The sequence below is a fragment of the Vibrio scophthalmi LMG 19158 genome, from assembly GCF_000222585.1.
Classification (GTDB): Bacteria; Pseudomonadota; Gammaproteobacteria; order Enterobacterales; family Vibrionaceae; genus Vibrio; species Vibrio scophthalmi.
Map to the genome: position 1 here is coordinate 25,624 of NZ_AFWE01000159.1, position 18,819 is coordinate 44,442.

The following is an 18,819-nucleotide window of genomic DNA, read 5'->3' on the forward strand; positions in this document are numbered from 1 at the left end:
TATGGCTGAACCGTAACGTACACAAAGACAGACGGTTATATAAATTTACGTGATCATATAGTGTGTTGAAGAGTAAGCAAAGTGTTGTTTTTATTGAAAACTATGTCGTGATCGTTGAGATTGAACACACTAAATCTTTTTGGCTATGTGCTGCTTTATGCGCTCTATACGGGTATAGAAGGATTTGCTGAATTAATTTCGATAGGGAATGATGGGTTATCTGTTAAAATCACCCAATCCAAGCAGCTACTGAGCGTAGCGCTGCCTCGTTGTGATAACGATGATCTCAATCTTGATTTAGGAAACTGCTCAATGAGCCAACAACCAAACAATCCATTACATGGCTTAAGTCTTGAAAAAATTCTGACGCGCTTAGTTGAACACTACGGTTGGAACGGACTGGACCAAAGAATTCGTATCAATTGCTTCAATAGTGATCCTTCAATTAAGTCTTCTTTGAAGTTTTTGCGCAAAACCCAATGGGCTCGCGATAAAGTTGAAGCTCTGTATATTGATACTTTCAGCTAGCGGTTTGAGGTTCTAGGTTCTTCCTTTGGCGAGAGCCTAGTGCCAGATTCTTACCTTTGGTTATTCGGCAGGCTATATTCCCCAAGGTTTTCTATATGCTCTTGTGAATTAAGGGCTGTTCTCTCTACTTCTCGCTTCTCGCCTCTTATTTCTCACTTGGTTTCTTTTCGTCACGACTTTCCTATCTCATAGAGCTTAGCTTTGTATCATTGCGTAAATTTACGTAAATATGGTGCTTAAAATCGCTGTGTTATTGCAATATTTTATTTTGATGCCTAATACGATTTAAACATGCATTGTTATGCCATATTAAGTGGATGGTGTTGGGTTATATTATGTGCTTTTGCTCACGTAATTGGCGTGGTGTCCACTTTATTCTGCAGCTAAATTTGTTTGTTCAAATAAATCTTTTGGCGTCAATAGAATATCTGTAACGATTTCATAATTATCTTAATTACATTGGTTAATACTGTTCTTACTATTGTTATTTTTAAATTTATCTTATTAAATCAATATCTTGTAGTTTTGTGTTGAGTTTTTATTTGAAAATATATGGCGACTGTTCTTGTTCACAGTTGCCCTCAGTATGCAAGGGAAAAATAGTGCGATAAGTATATTTAATCGTAATCATTAATTTTATTTATCCATCTTTGTCTAATGTGAATAATTTGATTAATTTATGCTTATTTGAGGTATTTTTATCTACATTGATTTTTGTATTTGTGGCATATTTAGCGCTCTTACTTACCACTTGGATAGTAAAGAGAAAATTGCACTCAAGCGTTTATTCTAATTCTTAATGACGTTCTGAATTGAATTGTGGAGTTCGGGTGTTCCTGACGATCATTTGGTTCGGTGCATCAATTTTCGCTAGAGTCGTAATGTGTTTATATTGGAGATTAAATGAACAACAAACTTAGGATTGCTTCGGCGATTGCTGCTGCCCTGTGGATTTCTGGTTGTGATATGTCATCACACGCCGCACCACAAGAAGGCGCTCAAGCTGTTCCAGTAAGCATCATCGAACTTAAGAGCCAACCTCAAGCGATTACAATGGAATTGCCAGGTCGAAGCCGTGCCTATATGGAAGCTGAAGTTCGCCCGCAGGTAAATGGTATTGTGCTTGCGCGTAGCTTTACCGAAGGTGGTTACGTTAAACAAGGTCAGTCGCTGTATCAAATTGATGATGCGACCTACAAAGCGGCCTTGATCAGTACTAAAGCCGAGCTAAAACGTGCAGAAGCGGCGTTGGCATCAACAGGCGCGACGGCAAAACGTTTTAAAGAGCTTTTAAAAACCAAAGCGATCAGCCAACAAGATTTTGACCAAGCTCAAGCGGCGTACTTAGAAGCGCAAGCGAGTGTGGCGGTAGCGAAAGCGGCAATCAATAATGCTGAGATCAATCTAGCGTACACTAAAGTTGCGGCACCGATTGCGGGTCAAATCAGCAAATCAAGCGTGACTCCTGGTGCTCTTGTGACGGCTAACCAAGGTCAAGCTCTTGCAAAAATCTCGCAACTTGATCCGATCAACATCGATATTGCGCAATCAAGTACGCAAATGCTGCGTCTAAAGCAACGTATTGCTAGCGGGCAGCTTCATCAACCAGAAACAGCAGAAGTACGCTTGATTCTGGAAGATGGCAGTGTTTACCAACACAAAGGTTCAATGAAATTTGCTGAGGTAACGGTTAACGAATCAACAGGTGCAGTCTCACTGCGTGCTGAATTCCCGAACCCTGAAAGCATGCTACTACCGGGTATGTTCGTCCGTACTATCGTCACTGTGGGTACCGATCCAACCGCGATTCTAGTACCACAAAAAGCGATCACTCGTAACCCTCGTGGTCAAGCAATCGCGATGGTTGTGGATGTAGAAAACAAGGTAGAAGCGCGCGTCGTGACGACAGCAGAAGCAATCGATCATCAATGGTTGATTACGTCTGGCCTGAAAGAAGGTGACAAAATCGTAGTGGAAGGATTACAAAAAATCCGTCCAGGCGCTGCGGTTGCACCTTCAGTAATGAGCGATGCTCAAGCAAGCTAACAGGAACTCAACATGGCTCGTTATTTCATAGATCGACCGATCTTTGCATGGGTTATTGCGATTATTATTATGTTGGCTGGTGTGCTTTCTATTAGCACGTTGCCAGTATCGCAATACCCAACGATTGCGCCACCTACTGTTGTAGTGAGTGCAAACTATCCTGGTGCTTCTGCTAAGACTGTGGAAGATTCGGTAACTCAGGTTATCGAGCAGCGTATGACTGGTCTTGACCATCTACGTTATATCTCTGCACAAAGTGATAGTTTTGGTAACGCAACAATTACGCTGACCTTTAACGCTGAAGCGGATATCGACATTGCGCAAGTTCAAGTTCAGAACAAACTGCAATTAGCGATGCCTTTACTACCTCAAGTAGTGCAAGCGCAAGGTATTAGCGTAAACAAAGCGGGTAGTGGTTTCTTGATGGTTGTCGCCTTCGTTTCTGAAGATGGCAGCATGGATAAAGCCGATATTGGCGACTACGTTGCATCAAACATTCAAGATCCAATCAGCCGCGTTGCGGGTGTGGGTGATATTCAGGTGTTTGGTGCGCAGTACGCAATGCGAATCTGGCTTGATCCGCTAAAACTGAATCAGTACAACCTGACAACCAATGATGTGATTGGCGCGATTCGTGAGCAAAATGCTCAGGTATCTGCTGGTCAACTTGGTGCGGCACCATCGGTGCAAGGTCAGCAGCTTAACGCGACGATCTCGTCTCAATCGTTACTACAAACCCCAGAAGAATTCAGTGATATCGTATTGAAATCTGACTCTACTGGTGCACAGGTTCTACTGAGCGATGTAGCGAAAGTGGAGAAAGGCGCTGAGAGCTACATGATCACGGGTCTTTACAACGGTAAAGTCGCGTCTGGTTTGGCGATTCAGCTAGCAAGTGGTGCGAACGCACTGGATACTAAAGATGCCGTTATGGAGCGTATGGATGAGCTGAAAGAGTTCTTCCCTCCGGGTCTAGAGATGGTTGTTCCTTTTGATACCACACCTTTCGTAAGCAGCTCGATTGAAGGCGTTGTGAAGACTTTGCTAGAAGCAATCGTACTGGTGTTCGTTATCATGTACCTATTCTTGCAGAACTTCCGCGCGACCCTGATCCCGATGATTGCGGTACCGGTGGTACTACTAGGTACCTTTGGTGTCTTGGCGGCGGCTGGCTTCTCAGTCAACATGCTGACGATGTTTGCAATGGTTCTGGCCATCGGTTTGCTGGTGGATGATGCCATCGTTGTGGTAGAGAACGTTGAACGTATTATGTCGGAAGAAGGCTGTACGCCTTTGGAAGCGACGCGTAAATCAATGGATCAAATCACTGGCGCATTGATTGGTATCGGTCTAACGCTGTCTGCGGTATTCGTACCAATGGCATTTATGTCGGGCTCTACCGGTGTTATTTACCGTCAGTTCTCGATTACCATCGTATCAGCAATGGCTTTGTCAGTGTTGGTGGCAATGGTTCTTACGCCTGCACTTTGTGCCACGATGCTTAAGCAGGTAGAAAAAGGTCACGCATACACTGATAAAGGCTTCTTTGGCGCATTTAACCGTTGGTTTGATCGCTGGACGAATCGCTATGAGTCAGGTGTCGCAAGCATCATTAAACGTACTGGTCGTATGTTTATGATTTTCCTTGCGATCACGATTGGTACTGGTTTCTTATTCCTACGTATGCCAACCGCATTCTTACCGGATGAAGACCAAGGCGTTATGTTTGCGCAAGCAATCCTACCGGCGAATGCATCTCAAGAAAGCACCCTAAAAGTGCTGGATAAGATGGAAACATACCTCAATACGGATGAAGCTGAAGCGGTTGAATCAGTCTTTACCGTTGCAGGCTTTAGTTTTGCTGGTATGGGTCAAAACATGGGTATGGCGTTCATCAACCTAAAACCATGGGATGAGCGTACCGAGCCAGGTACCGACGTACAATCTGTTGCTAATCGTGCAATGGGTGCTTTCATGCAGATCAAAGAAGCGATGGTATTTGCCTTCGTTCCGCCTGCAGTAATGGAGCTAGGTACGGCAGGTGGTTTTGACTTCTACCTACAAGATCGTAGCGGCAATGGCCATGACGCATTGATTGCGGCTCGTAACCAACTGCTGGGTATGGCAGGACAAGATCCAAATCTAGTGGGTGTCCGCCCGAACGGTCAAGAAGAAGCTCCGATCTACCAGTTACATATCGACCATACAAAACTACGAGCGTTGAATCTGAACATTTCAGAAGTGAACTCGGTATTGGCGTCGGCATGGGGTGGTTCATACGTAAATGACTTTATCGACCGTGGCCGCATCAAGAAAGTGATGTTGCAAGGTGAAGCTCAATACCGCATGCAACCAGATGATCTGGACAAATGGTTCGTACGCAACAGTAAAGGTGAAATGGTGCCATTCTCGGCATTTGCAACCGGTAGCTGGGAATATGGTCCACCACGTCTAGAGCGCTTCAACGGTATGCCAGCGGTGAACATTCAAGGTGCGCCAGTACAAGGCTACAGTACAGGTGCGGCAATGGCTGACATCGAAAACATGCTGACCAAACTGCCACCGGGCTATGGCATTGAATGGAACGGTCTTTCTTATGAAGAACGTCTATCTGGTAACCAAGCGCCAGCACTATACGCACTGTCTATCCTAGTGGTATTCCTCGTATTGGCTGCGCTGTATGAAAGCTGGTCGGTACCAATCGCCGTTATTCTGGTTGTGCCATTAGGTGTGGTTGGTGCGATTGTTGCGATGAACTTACGCGGTTTGCCAAACGACGTATTCTTCCAGGTTGGTCTATTGACGACCGTTGGTCTTGCAACGAAGAACGCGATTCTTATCGTCGAATTTGCCAAAGAGTACTACGAAAAAGGCGCAAGCCTGAGAGATGCGACACTGCACGCAGTTCGTGTACGTCTTCGTCCTATCCTAATGACTTCATTGGCATTTGGTTTAGGTGTTGTGCCTCTAGCAATCAGCTCTGGTGTTGGTTCTGGCGCGCAAAACGCTATCGGTACTGGTGTACTAGGTGGCATGGTGGGTTCAACCTTCCTAGGCATCTTCTTCGTACCACTATTCTTTGTCGTAGTAGAACGCATGTTCAGTAAACGTGAGCGTGAAGAGCATCGCCAAAGTAAACTTTCAGCAGAGACAAACGAAGCGTAATATTCGCGATATTTGTTGATAGCAAAATAGAAAGGGTCGACTTAGTCGACCCTTTTTTTTTGTGTCATAGTGAAGAGCACAAAAACCATGAGAGATGAAGCCAAGCCAACGGGTAGCTTAGAAGTCGTACTGACCACCCAATGTCATCATGCTCATGTTTGAGAAGCTGTCGGCTTGGTACTTGAAGTTAGCACTCATCGATACATTGTCGGTTAGGTGATATTCAATGCCAACCACGCCAACCATACCCAGCTCATTGCTCTGTTTGGAGGCATGGAGGGGATCTGCACCTGCTTTGGTGGCAGAAAGCTGATATTGCGTATAGGTCGCCCCTGCTTTCATTTTTAAGCTCCAATCGCGGCTATTAGTCAGTGATAGGGCATAGACGGGCATTAACGAAAACTGTTTAGCCTGTAATGACACATCCCACAGATTGCTGCTATCAGACTCATGGTAGTGATAATTTTTTTGATAGCCCATTTCAAGTGCGAAATTATTATCAAAGTGATAGCCAGCCAATAATGCGATAAAGCCATCGGTTGAATCAGGGCTGAGTTTTTGCTCGGTAGCCAGATCATACACCGTGATGTCGTGATGGGGCATCGCACGGCCCACTTCCAAACCAATATAAGGCGAAGCAAACGCGGGCAATGCGCAAGCAAGCAGTGGGGACAAACAATATTTCTTCATAGAATCAATCCAGTAACTGAAGCGCTGTATTCTATGGGTTGCGATTGAATTAGTTAACTAGTGAGCGCTGCATATTTGTGCGGTTGAATGTCAGAAAATTCTCACGCGCTCATAGAGTTAGTCAAAGAAATGATGATGGTCAGGTTCGCATACCGATGTTCGGATATTATCGATTGACTGACATCGTGGTGAGTTGGGCGAGTTGAGTCATTCGCCCAAGCAAGAAAGCAAACTGACTTAGTTCATATCGAGCAGCGTCGGCTCATCAAAGAGTTGTTGCAGTGTTTGGAGAAATTGCCCTACGTGCAAGCCATCCATCAAGCCGTGGTGCACTTCAAGCGATAATGGCATGCGCCATTGTTCGCCTTGCTGCACCAATTTACCAAAGGCCATCTTCGGTACACTATCAGGAAAATTGACATCTCTCGCGTGGCTCATGCTGGTGAAATCTATCCATGGCAACACGGTTAAATGAACTGTATTTTGCTTCATCTCCTGACCAATGAACTGCTCTAAGATAAATGGTGTGTTTTTAATGCGAGCCTCGGCTTCCGTTGCGCGAACGGTAAAATCAGCGAAATCGATTTGATAATCTAAATCGCAAAAACGCACCGTATCATCGTTGGCCAGCAGCGCGACGCTAACACACATCGGCGAGTAAATACGCACTTCATCATTCACTAGGCGATAAGCCATTGGCTCACATTTATTCAGCGCTTGCTGGGTGAGATAAAGATAAGCATGTAAGAAGCGATGATTGTGCTGCTTACAATATTGGTATAGCGCAGAGACATCGATATTGGAGCAGATGTTATACCAAGGATGGCTAAAGCCTTGATAGAATTTGAAGTGTTCGGCACGCGCCCATTGGCTGACATCCAGCACTCGATACGCCATGTGATTTCCCTATGAGTTTCAATGATTTTAACCGCGCAAATTGTAGTGATTGTGGTGGGAGAAGAGAACTTAAATTTAGTGAAGTTTTGTAATTGAGATCTCGCAAACTACGATTGAAATGTTCGATGCACACAATCCCCTCGCTAAGATGTATCAGAGCCATTACCATGTGTAATAAGTTTATTGATTGAAGGTGTGTTATGTCTTTTCCTGCTTGTCCAAATTGTCAGTCTGAGTTTGTTTATCAAGATCAAAACAATCTTGTGTGTCCGGAATGTGCGCATGAGTGGAACCCTGATGAGGTCGAAGAAGGCTTAAATATCAAAGATGTGAATGGCACTTTGTTATCTGAAGGCGACAAAGTCACGTTGGCCAAAGATCTCAAGGTCAAAGGCAGTTCGTTGGTATTGAAGATTGGTACTAAAGCGATAATTAAACGTATTGTTGAAGGAAAAGATCATCAACTGGATTGTAAAGTGGATGGGGCAGGCGAAATGATGGTGACAGCGAAGTTTGTCAAAAAAGCGTAGTGAATTTTGGTCACTATTTTCCTGTTACCTATAGGAATGGAAATATAGCTGACAAGAGTCGTGGCAATATAAATCAAGCGTAAGGAAGTGAGGACATAATGGAAGATAACGTATTTGAACGCGGTTTTACTGGCGAACCTGAGATCAGTGCACGCCTTTATAATTTGGCGATTGGCGCTGTATTGTGTTGGGGGTTTTGGATCAACTGGTTAATGGTGTCAGCCATTCCCGTCGAGGTGATTGCGTCGATCAATCCTTGGGTCTTTTTCATTGGCTATTTTGCTAGCTGTTTTATCGGTATTTATCTCTTTCGGTCGTCATCGAATCCGTTAGTCAGCTTTCTAGGCTATAACTTTGTCGTAGTGCCTTTTGGCCTGATCATTAATATGGTGGTCTCCCAATATGATCCCGCATTGGTGTTATCGGCAATTCAAGTGACCGGGCTTGTTACTGGGGTGATGATGATACTTGGCACTCTATTCCCGAACTTCTTCGCTAAGATCGCTGGTGCATTGACCATCGCGCTGCTCGCCGTGATTGTGGTTGAGCTGTTTCAAATCTTCGTTTTGGGCATTCATCAAGCGTGGATAGATTGGGCTGTTGCAGTAATTTTCTGTGGTTACATCGGTTATGACTGGGGCCGCGCGAATCAGATCCCAAAAACCTTAGATAACGCTGTCGATAGTGCTGCGGCGCTTTACATGGATATCATCAACTTGTTCTTACGTATTCTGCGCATTATGGGGCGCAAATAATCTCTTATTTACGTATTACTTTTAGCCCTAGATACGATAACAAGCTAAGTCACTCAATTTTTTAGTGTGGCTTAGCTCGCTATGACTTAGCTCGGTCGAATTGATCAGTCATAAAGCGTATCGAAGGCTTTCTTTAGGTCTTCATGGCTGGGCAGTGGGTATAGAAAATCACGCCATTTTTCGCTATCAGCATGTTCGATGACATAACGGCTAAAAGCAAAGCTCTTCGGTGAGATATAGACACGCTCCCCATTCTGATAACCTAGATAATGATAACTCATTTTTAGAGTTGGGCTTTCTGGGGTGGCTTGGGCGAGTCTGCGAATGAGGCCATGATAGTATTGATTGGTATACCACACATCCCCTCCGTTTAGAGAGACAATATGCTCAGATGGCGAGTAGGTCGCTATCTTGTTATTTGGGGCTTGTGAGCTAAAGACACGGCCATCACCATGTCCATCACACATGTAACTATCACCGAACTTACTTGCTTCAACATTGCATTGATATCGAGTTGGAAGGTACTGTTTACGTTCAATCACTTTGAAGGTTGTAGCGTCAACAATACACGTTAAGCCATGTCCACTTTCTTGAAGATAGATGCGGTTTTCTGCTCGGTTGAAGACAATGTTGTAATCGCGAGGAGAGTAGTATATCTCCTCGATGTCAGGATCATTAACCTCAAAAAAATCAAGAATCTCTTTACTGGGCAATTTCACCAACACAAGTAAGTCACTATTTTTTACAATGACCTGGCTGCTATCGGCTGCCCAAAGGTACTCAGCATTCCACGTGAACTTTTCGTCATTGAGTTTTGTGATTTCTTGAGTCGCTAAATCATAAAGCACGACGCCGATAGAGAGTGGAAGAACCATATAGCGTCCATTAGGAGAGCGGCTCATATAACTGGCGCTGTCGCGGGCGCCTTTTCCTAGAGCAGGCGGTGGCGGTAATTGACCTTCAGGGATAAGCAGTTGTGGTTCTCCGCCATTGACGTTGAGTGCCCAATAGCTGAGTTTGGTTTTATCTTCACTATTTGCAACGGTAAATAAAATTTGTGGTACTTCTAAGTTTTCCGTATTCCAATCGGCTACTTTCGGATTATTAGGAAATTCAAATCTGTAGGCATAGCGCCACTCTCTCGCACTGTCTTTTCTATCCAGTTGTTCCGCCAAGAGCGCTATGCGGGCTCTTTCTTTGAAGTAGGGTTTGGTGAGAGTGTAAGTGATCCCGCCACCCACTATGATACAAGCGCCGATTCCAATCAGTAATTTCGTTTTTCTATGTATCTTACTAACAGTCAAGTTGGGTTCTCTTATTTGTGATGGGCTTGAGCCCCATTATTGCCGCCTATCCTATTGGATTTATCGTTAACGTTCAATTGTTATGGCTTTATTTTCAATGGCTTAGGTTTTTTATGAGATAAGGGTTAGCATAAGATTATCAATGTTTTTTGTGATTGGCTCACGCGGCTATGGCTGAGACTTACATACTTTGTTTACCGAAATATGGCTTTTCATTTTCCTCTATTTGCGCAAATTTGTACTAAATTAGAACAAGGTCTAGCACAGAGGTGAATTATGAATAAACATGGTATTTCTATCGGCCTTGATAGAGTCGATGATGATGTTTTTTTATCGATTAAAGCAGTCGGAAAGTTAACTCACGATGATTATCAAAGACTCGTTCCCATGTTGGATGCCGCATTGGCGAAAATTGAACAACCGAAAGTGAACGTGTTTTTTGATGCGACTGAGTTTCAAGGCTGGGAGATGAGAGCGGCTTGGGATGATTTTAAACTTGGTATGAGTCATGGTTCGGAATTTGAACGCGTGGCCTTGTACGGTTCACATGGTTGGCAAGAATGGGCTGCTAAGGTGGGGAGTTGGTTTATTCATGGTGAGATTCGTTCTTTTGAAGAGTATGACGAAGCGGTCGCTTGGTTAATGGACGGTAACTAGTTGCGAAGAGTGATGTAGATTGAAAAATACGCAGCCAATTTAACATTGAGATCAATTTGTGCTATTTTTACTGGCTATTAAACATATATAACACAATGGCTTATCGTACTTTTTGTACTGGCTTGGAGTGTTATTGAGTCATAATGAAATAAGGATATACGATGCGATACGTCAAGAAAGGATTGGTTGTTTTATGTGTCTTTCTCTCCGCGAATACATGGGCTAATTCACATAAAGAAGCCGCTTATGATTTGATTGATGCGATGAACCTCAATCAACTTATGTCTGAAACCATCGATTCCATGTTGGCGGTACAATTACAAGCACAGCCTCAGTTGCAGCCGTTTCAAGGTACGATGAAAGAGTTTTTTAACACCTATATGAGCGGCGATAGTTTGCGAGACGATTTTGCTCAGCTATATCAAAGCGCTTATACCGAGCAAGAACTCAATGAGCTGGCTGCATTTTTACAGTCTCCTACAGGTCAGAAATCTTTGAAACTTTCGCCAATGCTAACAGCGCAAGGGGCGGAAATTGGCCAGAAGCGAGTGATGGAAAACGCACACATTTTAGAACAAATGATTAAAGAAGAAGCAGAGCGTATTCAAGCAGCGCAAAATTAGTCATTCGTTACTCATATTTTAAAAGACTTATCTCCCAAGGCTCAGTTCGCAAGAACTGAGCCTTTCTTATGTTGGGCGTTAGCTGTATATTAAAAGTAAACCTATGAGTTTACTTGCCTGGTTCTTAGCGATAATATTGCTCTAGTTAGAGTGAGTTATCGGTTATCAATGCCACCTTTGCCCACTCATTTGTTTTACAGGGAAGGATGGGTTTGATGTCATTGCCAAAAGCTGCTTATGCTGCGATGTTTAGTTCTGCCTTATTCTACTCTCCTATACTCATCGCAGAGCCGAGTGAGGATAGCTGGTTTGATAACTTGCTGACTAATTTGGGGTCTAGTGAAACGGTTGATGAATCCAAACTAATTGATTGGGGAGTATTACCAGGGCCATTTGTTAACCCAGAACAAGGCTTTGGTATCGGTGTTGCAGCGGTTGGCTTGTATACCCCTTATGATTGGCAGCAAGATGATCCTTATTCTACTCTCACACTCACTTCTTACGCTTCGACATCAGGCTCTTATGGCTTAGGTGTTAATAACCGTACTTATCTACATCATGATACTTTGCGTTTACTAGGCGAAGCCTGGATCAGCCATACTCCGGGTTACTACTGGGGGATTGGCCGACACGCGGCGGAAAATGACGATCAGAAAAGACAATATCAAGGCCAGCGCGTTCAATTTAGTCCCAAGATTGCCGTGGAGATATTCCCCGATACTTACGCTAAATTTGGTTGGCAGTACCAATCTTATCGAGATGTAGAAGGGGTTGATGGCGATCGCTTGCCAGTAGAAATGCTATCAAGTTCAGCTCTAGTCAGTAGTGGTGCTCTTGTGGGGTTGGAATATGATTCGCGAGACTTCGAGCCTAATCCGGCACGAGGTCAGCTTATTGATATTGAATGGATTGCAAACCGCGATAGCCTCGGTAGCGATAATGGCTATGACAACATTGTTGCCAATATTCGTCATTACCAGCCTTGGTCTACGGCCACCATCATTGCGATGGAAGTCTATTCACAATCGATTATTGGTGATGCGCCATGGTTTGATTATGCGCAGCTTGGCGATGATCAACGCATGCGGGGCTACTATCAAGGCCAATACCGCGATAAACATCAGATTTCGACTCAAATTGAACTCCGCCATACGGTGTCAGGCCGCCACGGTGTGGTTGCATGGCTTGGTGGTGGTAATGTTGCTTCAAGCTATTCGCAACTGTTTGAAAGTGATTGGTTGCCAAGTGTGGGGTTGGGCTATCGCTTTGCCTTTAAGGCGCGTATCAACGTGCGAATTGATTTAGGTATCGGTAAAGAGAGCCGTGGGTTTTATTTTCAGATAAATGAAGCATTCTGAGGTGTGAGATGAAAAAAGTCGGACTGTTATTGCTCAGTTTTTGCGGTGGCTTATTGGCCTATCAAACCCTCAGTGCACATGAAATTACCTTGCAAAGCTTAAACCTTTCACAAGATTCGGTCGATCAAGAGGCGCTCGCAGCGATAAAAGCGCCTGTTGGTGTGCGCCCTTGTTGTGCCTTTGGGGTTGATCTAAAAGCGCAGTTAGGCAGTGTCCCTGTACCATTCTTTTCATTAGAAAATGTCCTTGAGCCAACGAATATTGGTTCACACCGTTACAATGATGGTAGCGAGTCCGTCTCTGGCAGTTTGCTGGGGTTTAATGATGAACGTAATGGGATCATTTTTACTGAACTGGGTGGGTTTATTGATACTGCCCACGTGCGCGACACGGCAGACTATAGCTACTATTTGTTTCAACTCAATCGTCAGATGATGGGACACAATGGCTACTTGACGTTGCCATCAGAGCTCAAGAGTCGTCGCATTCAATGGCATAAACAAGAGAGACCGCTCTCTGAATTTGAACGTATTGAACGCAGTGCGCAAGCAGCGGCGTTAATTGCTTTTCGTTTGGCGCAGTGGCATGAAATTGCACAGTGGTTTGGTATGGTCTCAGTGACGGGATTTAAAGAGTACGCCTCAGCCTTTTCTTCTGAAGATCTCTATTCCAATATGCTTGGTGCGAGATTGGCGCAAGAGATACTGGTGGCGCAGCCGCATTTGACGGCTTCCCAGTTTTCACAGGCGATGGATATTGCGTTTGCCAATCAACTGATTAAGTTAAAAGCGCAGCCTAAATCGGTCACAAGAAGTAAGTTACAGCAATTGGATGGCGTTTGGTGGGACAGCGATAAGCGCTTGCCAGATAAGTGGGTAGTGCTATTTCGTGATTATCATTTAGCGCTTAATCTGATGCCAAACTTCTCAGGCTCTGTGCACGCGTTAGCGCTTGAGGATCGTTTTGCTGATCAGCAGCGAATTGAAGAGTGGGTGAGTTTAGAGCTGCATTCCGATGATCAAGACAGCGCATTTTATGCTCTCCCAAATACAATCAATCAACAAGCGATTTGGCGTCCTGAACAATTCCAACGTTTGGCAGATTTTGCTCAGCAAGCGGATCAAAACGTTCGCCCTTAGTTAGCTCTTTTAACGATTTAAAAAAACGCCCCTTATCGAAAGATAGAGGGGCGTTTTCGTTTAAACGTTTAAGGCAATTAAATTAGTAAAGGTCGGCAAACTCAGCGATTGGCTTGCGGCCTCGTAACACGAGGAAATTTAAGAAGCGGCTAGTGCTTGATGTGATGACTTTCTCTTCATCTACTTGGTATTTTTCAAGCAGTGCGATCGCCAAATCAAGATTGGCGATATCTTCACAGAAATGCGCATCAGATCCGGTGGTAAAGTAAACGCCAATTTCTTTACCGATACGGGCGATGTTATCGCAACGTTCAACACTGCCGATGCGGCTGTGGCCGAGCAGTGAAGAATTATTGATTTCAATCGCGACGTTGTGCTCTTTAGCGCAAGTTAGGACCGCTTCAATATCAAACGGGAAGTTAGGATTCCCAAGGTGACCAAGGGCATCAATACGGCCACTTTTAATCACATTGATTAACGCTTCAGTATGTTCTGCTTCACTGGCTGGTGGGAAGACAGGCTCATGGAAGCTGGCCATTATCCAATCTAAATGTTGATCGGTCGTTGCGTGCAAATCGATATCACCATTGGTGTTCAAAGTGTTGGCTTCGACGCCACGAATAATACCCACTTCATTTAAAAAGCGCGGAATAATGCGTTGGTTATTAAAAAACCAGTAGTGGGGCGCGCCCGGCATTTCAGGGGCGTGATCGGTAGTGCAGAGAATTTTTAATCCTTTACGATGGGCGGCTGCGGCATTTTCGAGCAGCGTGCTGTACGCATGGCCACTTGCCAGCGTATGTGTGTGAGTATCAATCACGATTTCCATAGTTACCTCGGGAAATTCAGGGTAGTTACGGCAAACTCGCTTTTTACAGCGAATAATAGTAAATACCGAATGGCTTGAACTGAATACATGAGCCTTGATGAATGTTTAACATCCATCGTTTCTCGTATATTCACCGCATCTGATCTCAGGTCACCCCTCATGCTTCCTTTGATGGCGATGTTACGCGCTACAATGACAATATAGCGACGAGTGAATTTTATACTTATTCGAGTCGATCGGCATCTTTAATCCGTAGCAATGAGTTAAAAAAACAGATTGCAATTCTGTGACTTAATGATTGCGAGTCATCGCATTTTGCTTGGTTATGCCTCTTTGTCAGCTTCTTTGCCGTTTGTGGTTACTTGCTTGCTCCGTGATGATTTCTGTTTGCAGTCGCCTAAAAAATTCTTACACTCGCGCCGTCTTTTTTGGTTGGTGCTCGTCTTAGAGATGATTACCTTATTTTGTGAATGACAAAGATGAAACAAACTCCTTTGACGATGGATTCAATTAAGCCGCTCATTACGGCACTGATACCGAAACAAGTGATAGATGAGGCTTGTGAATGGGCAATAATGCATGGTGTGGCATTTAAACAAGCAGACAATACCGCAAGGCATTGTCCGTTTAGTATTGCGCCAACCACGATGCAGCGTTCCACCTATCAGCACCTTCGTCATGTCACGCCATTGATTGCAAAACTGATATCCAATGTGTCCGAAGATCATGCGTTTTTACAACAGAGCTTAGCGACGATGGCGCAAGCGGATCCCTTTTTTGGTCTGCTGATGAAACTGCATATCCAGTTACATGGGTATTTATATAAGCATCACCAAGATCAACACCATGCAAAGGTAAGTGATGGCGCGCTTTTCGCCCCGCGTCAGCCTCTACTGCTGATGCGTACCGATTTTATGGATGATCGTCATCAAGGCGCAAAAGTGATTGAGTTCAACGGCATTGCGGCAGGCATGGCACCATTTGGTCAACGTGCGACGCAATTACATCAATTCATTGCGGATCAATGGGGAGAGGCGACCCATCAGTGGGTGGTGGATCCTAAGGCAATGCCCGCCGATAACGTAGGGATGGAACAACTTGCACTAGCGATTGCAACAGCAGCGCGTGAAGTAAGAGATAACTTCTTAGGCGATGATGACGCTGAGTCAAACAAGCCGACGTTTTTGATGGTAGTGCAGCCAGATGAAGATAATGTTTATGATCAACACTTGTTGGAAGTGGCACTGCGAAATTTAGGTGTCCGCACTGTAAGAAGGACCTTTGCCCAACTAAGTGGCCAGTTAAGCACTCAGATAAACAGTGATGATACACAGAATGGTGCCAATAAGCCGCGACTCATGCTAGAAGGGGTTGGCGCGATTGATTCGGTCTATTTGCGGGCAGGCTACCAATATCAAGACTACTGTGCCCCAGAACTGAAAGAACAAGAGTGCTGTTATACCCTTAGCCAAACTCGCGTGTTTATAGAACAGCATTATGTTGCGGTTAATGCCACGGTAAGTCAGCAATTGGCGACCAGTAAATCGATGCAGATGTTGCTGACGATGATGAGTGCAGAACAATATACTCGCTGGGGTTTAAGCCTTGAAGAAGCACACTTAGTCAAAAGTGTGTTGGCGGAAATGAAACCGATCACCACAGAAAGCATTGCGTGGTTTAACACGCACGCCAACCAGCAAGAGTGGGTGCTTAAAAACCAAGGCGAGGGTGGTGGACACTGTATTTTTGCCGCTGAGATTAGTGCGAAATTGGCCACTCTTAAAGTGGAAGAATATGATGCATGGGCGTTGATGCAACGCTTATATCCTCATGAGAGAGAAACGCCAACAGTTGCAGTTCGTGATAGTAAAGCAACATTAGTGACTGATCTGGTTAGCGAAATTGGTTTGTTTACCGCTCACTATCAAGGCCAGCCAGTGACGGATTTTCATGGGTATGCGGGTTACTTGATCCGCAGTAAACCTGCGAGTGAAAACGAAGGTGGCATTCATAGCGGTCAAGGCATATTGGATTCGTTGGCGCTGATTGACTAGCGGGCCATGATAGAAAAACGCTAAGTAGAAAAGAGAGATGACAACCCGAGTTCAGCTTAATCGCTAACTCGGGTTTTGCTTTACTCTGCCTATGCGAGTGCTGGTGTTTTTCTCGCGACGATGTAAGCGCGAATATGATCATAAGCGAGGTTGAAAATAAAGGCGTAGAGGGTGATAAAGAGGGTAACGCCAATATCCATCATGAGTGCTTCAACAAGGCTGACCTTCAATAAGTAAGCCATCACAGGTACCGTGGCGAACAGCAAGCCAGCTTCAAACAATAGTACGTGCACAATGCGGGTTTTCAGTGAACGCTTCTCTTTTTGTCCCGGTACGAACTTATCAAAGATCCAGTTAAATATGACGTTCCAAATCATGGCAATAGTGGCGACAACTATCATAGTTCCTGATAAGTGGCTCACGCTATGATCGGTAAATATCGCTAGGCCAATAATCGATAATGATACCGCTAGTACCTCAAATGTAATGGCGTGAAATAGACGCTCTAATCGACTCATAAACTCCCCCAATAAAATAATGTCTCGACTTTAGAGGCGGCGATTATGCGGATTCCTCAATAGAAAGAAAGTTAACATCTATCACACTTCGTGATAGCTTGGCTGGCATTGCACTATCACACACTCAATATCGCACTTTGAATAGGTCATATCATGTACAGCTTCGAGCAACTTAAAATTTTCGTCACCGTGTGTGAGTGCGGCTCGTTTTCTGCCGCAGCTCGTAAACTCAAACGAGCCCAATCTGGGGTGAGTCAATCAGTGGCGAATCTAGAGCTTGCCATCAACCAAGATCTTTTCACTCGTGATAAGAACATTCCCAAATTAACCGCGACGGGCCACGCTTTGTTGCCTATCGCGAAATCGATCTTAAGCCAGCAGCAGTACTTCGACCAAAAAGTAGAGTCGTTGGATAAATCGATTGAAAATGAGTTATTTATAGCGATTGATGAATGCTTGGTCACTGATGAATTGCTAGCAATATTGACCCAATTAGCGGAACAATTTCCGATCACTAATTTTGATCTCACGATCAGTGCGACCTTCGATGTAGAAGAGGCGGTGCGCAGCAATAAAGCCCACGTCGGTATTATCTTTGCTGATGGTGAATTACGTGAAGATATGGATTTTTTCACCCTAGGCCAAATGCGTTTTTTAACCGTGGCATCGCCAGAACATGCGTTAGCGAACTTAACGCGCGTGCGAGATTCAGACTTGAAAGCGCATCGCCAAATCGTTCACCGCAGTGCATCTCAAAAAGAGCTGTGGTTTAGCTATGGCATTAGCTCTAACTTTTGGTACGCCAATACCCACCAAATGTTAGCCAAGTTAGCCTGCCAAGGTATCGGCTGGGCTGTGATCCCGGAGTTAATTGCCACTCCTTTGGTTGAACAAGGTAAGCTCCTTGTGTTGCCGGTGACTCACGAACAAGATGGTTGGCTAACCACGGCTGGTTGCTTAGTTTCTCGCAGCCACTCATCAGGCCCCGTTTTGGAGAGTTTCATTGCGGCATTGCAAGCGACAAAGCTGGCAGTGACTCGCTAATTGAAGGCAAAAAAGCCCTTAGAACCTATCGATTAGAACCTACCGAGTAGGGGGACACGTCGGTTCAGAGGGCTTCATTAATTTGGGTGGGTTAGCGGTATTATCTAATCACACCACACACCATGCGAGCACCGCCACCGCCGAGTGGCGCTGGGTGATCGGCATGGTTGTCACCGCCAGCGTGAATCATTAAGGCGCGGCCATCGAGATCGGCCAGTTTAATTCGAGGTGCCAATACAGGTTGATTGGCATTGCCATCCATATCAACGTAGAGCGCGGGTAAATCACCTAGATGGTTATCCGTTGTCCAAGGTTTACCATGTTTGCCAGTATTCGCCGGATCATAGTGCCCACCCGCGGCACCACCAATGATGGTTTTGCCATTTTTCTCCGAGCTGTCACAGGAGGGGTTGGAGTGGACATGGAAGCCATGTAATCCAGCCGTTAAGCCTGTTAGTTGTGGTGTAAATACGGTGCCGTATTCACTTTCTGTGATGACAACCGTACCAGCAGAATTGCCGCTGTTTAAGTCAATCATTTCAACGCTAAGTTCTTCCGCTAATACACCAGTAGAAGTCACACATAAAGCAGCAAATAATAGTTTGTATTTCATTATTATTTTCCTTTTTGAAAGTATCGAGCTTGATGCTCAATCAACCACAATGTCGCAGTGACATCACCA

Annotated in this window: 17 protein-coding genes; 11 read left to right on the forward strand and 6 right to left on the reverse strand. The window is 44.7% G+C overall.

Going from position 1 to position 18,819, the window contains the following annotated elements:
* The first annotated feature begins 312 nt into the window (after positions 1 to 312).
* From RH88_RS12395 to RH88_RS12405, 3 genes are all read left to right on the forward strand, one after another.
* Positions 313 to 528 carry a VF530 family protein gene (locus RH88_RS12395; RefSeq protein WP_005596436.1) on the forward strand — a complete coding sequence of 72 codons (216 nt, stop codon included), beginning with the start codon at positions 313 to 315 and terminating at the stop codon, positions 526 to 528.
* A 903-nt stretch (positions 529 to 1,431) separates the two neighbouring features.
* Entirely contained in the window at positions 1,432 to 2,574 is a 1,143-nt protein-coding gene (locus RH88_RS12400; protein ID WP_005596437.1) for an efflux RND transporter periplasmic adaptor subunit, read from the forward strand.
* Positions 2,575 to 2,586: 12 nt separating this feature from the next.
* Positions 2,587 to 5,739, forward strand: a complete 3,153-nt coding sequence (locus RH88_RS12405; protein ID WP_005596439.1) for an efflux RND transporter permease subunit — start codon at positions 2,587 to 2,589, stop codon at positions 5,737 to 5,739.
* 117 nt (positions 5,740 to 5,856) lie between these two features.
* On the opposite strand, the gene RH88_RS12410 is transcribed toward RH88_RS12405, so the two are convergent.
* Both RH88_RS12410 and RH88_RS12415 read right to left on the reverse strand, forming a co-directional pair.
* On the reverse strand, positions 5,857 to 6,429 hold the full coding sequence (locus tag RH88_RS12410; protein ID WP_005596440.1) for an AcfA family outer membrane beta-barrel protein: 573 nt from the start codon (positions 6,427 to 6,429) through the stop codon (positions 5,857 to 5,859).
* Between the two features lie 237 nt (positions 6,430 to 6,666).
* Positions 6,667 to 7,326, reverse strand: a complete 660-nt coding sequence (locus tag RH88_RS12415) for a CatA-like O-acetyltransferase (protein ID WP_005596442.1) — start codon at positions 7,324 to 7,326, stop codon at positions 6,667 to 6,669.
* A gap of 200 nt (positions 7,327 to 7,526) precedes the next feature.
* Between RH88_RS12415 and RH88_RS12420 the strand changes: the two genes are divergently transcribed.
* Together RH88_RS12420 and RH88_RS12425 are read left to right on the forward strand one after the other, a co-directional pair.
* Positions 7,527 to 7,856 (forward strand): zinc ribbon domain-containing protein YjdM, encoded by a 330-nt coding sequence (locus RH88_RS12420; protein WP_005596445.1) that lies wholly within the window; start codon positions 7,527 to 7,529, stop codon positions 7,854 to 7,856.
* A gap of 95 nt (positions 7,857 to 7,951) precedes the next feature.
* On the forward strand, positions 7,952 to 8,611 hold the full coding sequence (locus RH88_RS12425; RefSeq protein ID WP_174269652.1) for a Bax inhibitor-1 family protein: 660 nt from the start codon (positions 7,952 to 7,954) through the stop codon (positions 8,609 to 8,611).
* Between the two features lie 104 nt (positions 8,612 to 8,715).
* Here the strand turns inward: RH88_RS12425 and RH88_RS12430 are convergent, their stop codons facing one another.
* Positions 8,716 to 9,915 (reverse strand): hypothetical protein, encoded by a 1,200-nt coding sequence (locus RH88_RS12430; protein WP_241212187.1) that lies wholly within the window; start codon positions 9,913 to 9,915, stop codon positions 8,716 to 8,718.
* Positions 9,916 to 10,191: 276 nt separating this feature from the next.
* Between RH88_RS12430 and RH88_RS12435 the strand changes: the two genes are divergently transcribed.
* The 4 genes from RH88_RS12435 to RH88_RS12450 all read left to right on the forward strand — a co-directional run bounded on the left by RH88_RS12435 (position 10,192) and on the right by RH88_RS12450 (position 13,692).
* Positions 10,192 to 10,572, forward strand: a complete 381-nt coding sequence (locus RH88_RS12435) for a SpoIIAA family protein (RefSeq protein ID WP_005596450.1) — start codon at positions 10,192 to 10,194, stop codon at positions 10,570 to 10,572.
* A gap of 161 nt (positions 10,573 to 10,733) precedes the next feature.
* The gene (locus tag RH88_RS12440) at positions 10,734 to 11,195 is read left to right on the forward strand and encodes a DUF2059 domain-containing protein (RefSeq protein ID WP_005596452.1); all 462 of its coding nucleotides are present in this window, start codon (positions 10,734 to 10,736) and stop codon (positions 11,193 to 11,195) included.
* A gap of 245 nt (positions 11,196 to 11,440) precedes the next feature.
* A complete protein-coding gene (locus tag RH88_RS12445) occupies positions 11,441 to 12,553 on the forward strand; it encodes a BamA/TamA family outer membrane protein (protein WP_420895767.1) in 1,113 nt (370 codons plus the stop codon).
* A gap of 8 nt (positions 12,554 to 12,561) precedes the next feature.
* Positions 12,562 to 13,692, forward strand: a complete 1,131-nt coding sequence (locus RH88_RS12450) for a DUF4056 domain-containing protein (protein ID WP_005596455.1) — start codon at positions 12,562 to 12,564, stop codon at positions 13,690 to 13,692.
* 82 nt (positions 13,693 to 13,774) lie between these two features.
* Here RH88_RS12450 and RH88_RS12455 read toward each other — a convergent pair whose 3' ends face one another.
* Positions 13,775 to 14,521 carry a phosphatase gene (locus RH88_RS12455; RefSeq protein ID WP_005596456.1) on the reverse strand — a complete coding sequence of 249 codons (747 nt, stop codon included), beginning with the start codon at positions 14,519 to 14,521 and terminating at the stop codon, positions 13,775 to 13,777.
* A gap of 479 nt (positions 14,522 to 15,000) precedes the next feature.
* On the opposite strand from RH88_RS12455, the gene RH88_RS12465 reads away from it, so the two are divergent.
* The gene (locus RH88_RS12465) at positions 15,001 to 16,575 is read left to right on the forward strand and encodes a glutathione synthase (protein ID WP_241212188.1); all 1,575 of its coding nucleotides are present in this window, start codon (positions 15,001 to 15,003) and stop codon (positions 16,573 to 16,575) included.
* A gap of 89 nt (positions 16,576 to 16,664) precedes the next feature.
* Here RH88_RS12465 and RH88_RS12470 read toward each other — a convergent pair whose 3' ends face one another.
* Positions 16,665 to 17,093, reverse strand: coding sequence for a PACE efflux transporter (locus RH88_RS12470; RefSeq protein ID WP_005596462.1), 429 nt, complete (start codon positions 17,091 to 17,093; stop codon positions 16,665 to 16,667).
* A gap of 153 nt (positions 17,094 to 17,246) precedes the next feature.
* Here RH88_RS12470 and RH88_RS12475 point away from each other — a divergent pair, with 153 nt between their 5' ends.
* The gene (locus tag RH88_RS12475) at positions 17,247 to 18,137 is read left to right on the forward strand and encodes a LysR family transcriptional regulator (protein ID WP_005596464.1); all 891 of its coding nucleotides are present in this window, start codon (positions 17,247 to 17,249) and stop codon (positions 18,135 to 18,137) included.
* A 100-nt stretch (positions 18,138 to 18,237) separates the two neighbouring features.
* Here the strand turns inward: RH88_RS12475 and sodC are convergent, their stop codons facing one another.
* Positions 18,238 to 18,750, reverse strand: coding sequence for a superoxide dismutase family protein (gene sodC, locus RH88_RS12480; RefSeq protein WP_005596466.1), 513 nt, complete (start codon positions 18,748 to 18,750; stop codon positions 18,238 to 18,240).
* Between the last annotated feature and the right edge of the window lie 69 nt (positions 18,751 to 18,819).

Bases quoted from the DNA above. Each gene is read 5' to 3' on its own strand.
- RH88_RS12395 (WP_005596436.1), top strand. From the start codon at position 313: ATGAGCCAACAACCAAACAATCCATTACATGGCTTAAGTCTTGAAAAA.
- RH88_RS12400 (WP_005596437.1), top strand. From the start codon at position 1,432: ATGAACAACAAACTTAGGATTGCTTCGGCGATTGCTGCTGCCCTGTGG.
- RH88_RS12405 (WP_005596439.1), top strand. From the start codon at position 2,587: ATGGCTCGTTATTTCATAGATCGACCGATCTTTGCATGGGTTATTGCG.
- RH88_RS12410 (WP_005596440.1), bottom strand. From the start codon at position 6,429: ATGAAGAAATATTGTTTGTCCCCACTGCTTGCTTGCGCATTGCCCGCG.
- RH88_RS12415 (WP_005596442.1), bottom strand. From the start codon at position 7,326: ATGGCGTATCGAGTGCTGGATGTCAGCCAATGGGCGCGTGCCGAACAC.
- RH88_RS12420 (WP_005596445.1), top strand. From the start codon at position 7,527: ATGTCTTTTCCTGCTTGTCCAAATTGTCAGTCTGAGTTTGTTTATCAA.
- RH88_RS12435 (WP_005596450.1), top strand. From the start codon at position 10,192: ATGAATAAACATGGTATTTCTATCGGCCTTGATAGAGTCGATGATGAT.
- RH88_RS12440 (WP_005596452.1), top strand. From the start codon at position 10,734: ATGCGATACGTCAAGAAAGGATTGGTTGTTTTATGTGTCTTTCTCTCC.
- RH88_RS12445 (WP_420895767.1), top strand. From the start codon at position 11,441: ATGTTTAGTTCTGCCTTATTCTACTCTCCTATACTCATCGCAGAGCCG.
- RH88_RS12450 (WP_005596455.1), top strand. From the start codon at position 12,562: ATGAAAAAAGTCGGACTGTTATTGCTCAGTTTTTGCGGTGGCTTATTG.
- RH88_RS12455 (WP_005596456.1), bottom strand. From the start codon at position 14,521: ATGGAAATCGTGATTGATACTCACACACATACGCTGGCAAGTGGCCAT.
- RH88_RS12465 (WP_241212188.1), top strand. From the start codon at position 15,001: ATGAAACAAACTCCTTTGACGATGGATTCAATTAAGCCGCTCATTACG.
- RH88_RS12470 (WP_005596462.1), bottom strand. From the start codon at position 17,093: ATGAGTCGATTAGAGCGTCTATTTCACGCCATTACATTTGAGGTACTA.
- RH88_RS12475 (WP_005596464.1), top strand. From the start codon at position 17,247: ATGTACAGCTTCGAGCAACTTAAAATTTTCGTCACCGTGTGTGAGTGC.
- sodC (WP_005596466.1), bottom strand. From the start codon at position 18,750: ATGAAATACAAACTATTATTTGCTGCTTTATGTGTGACTTCTACTGGT.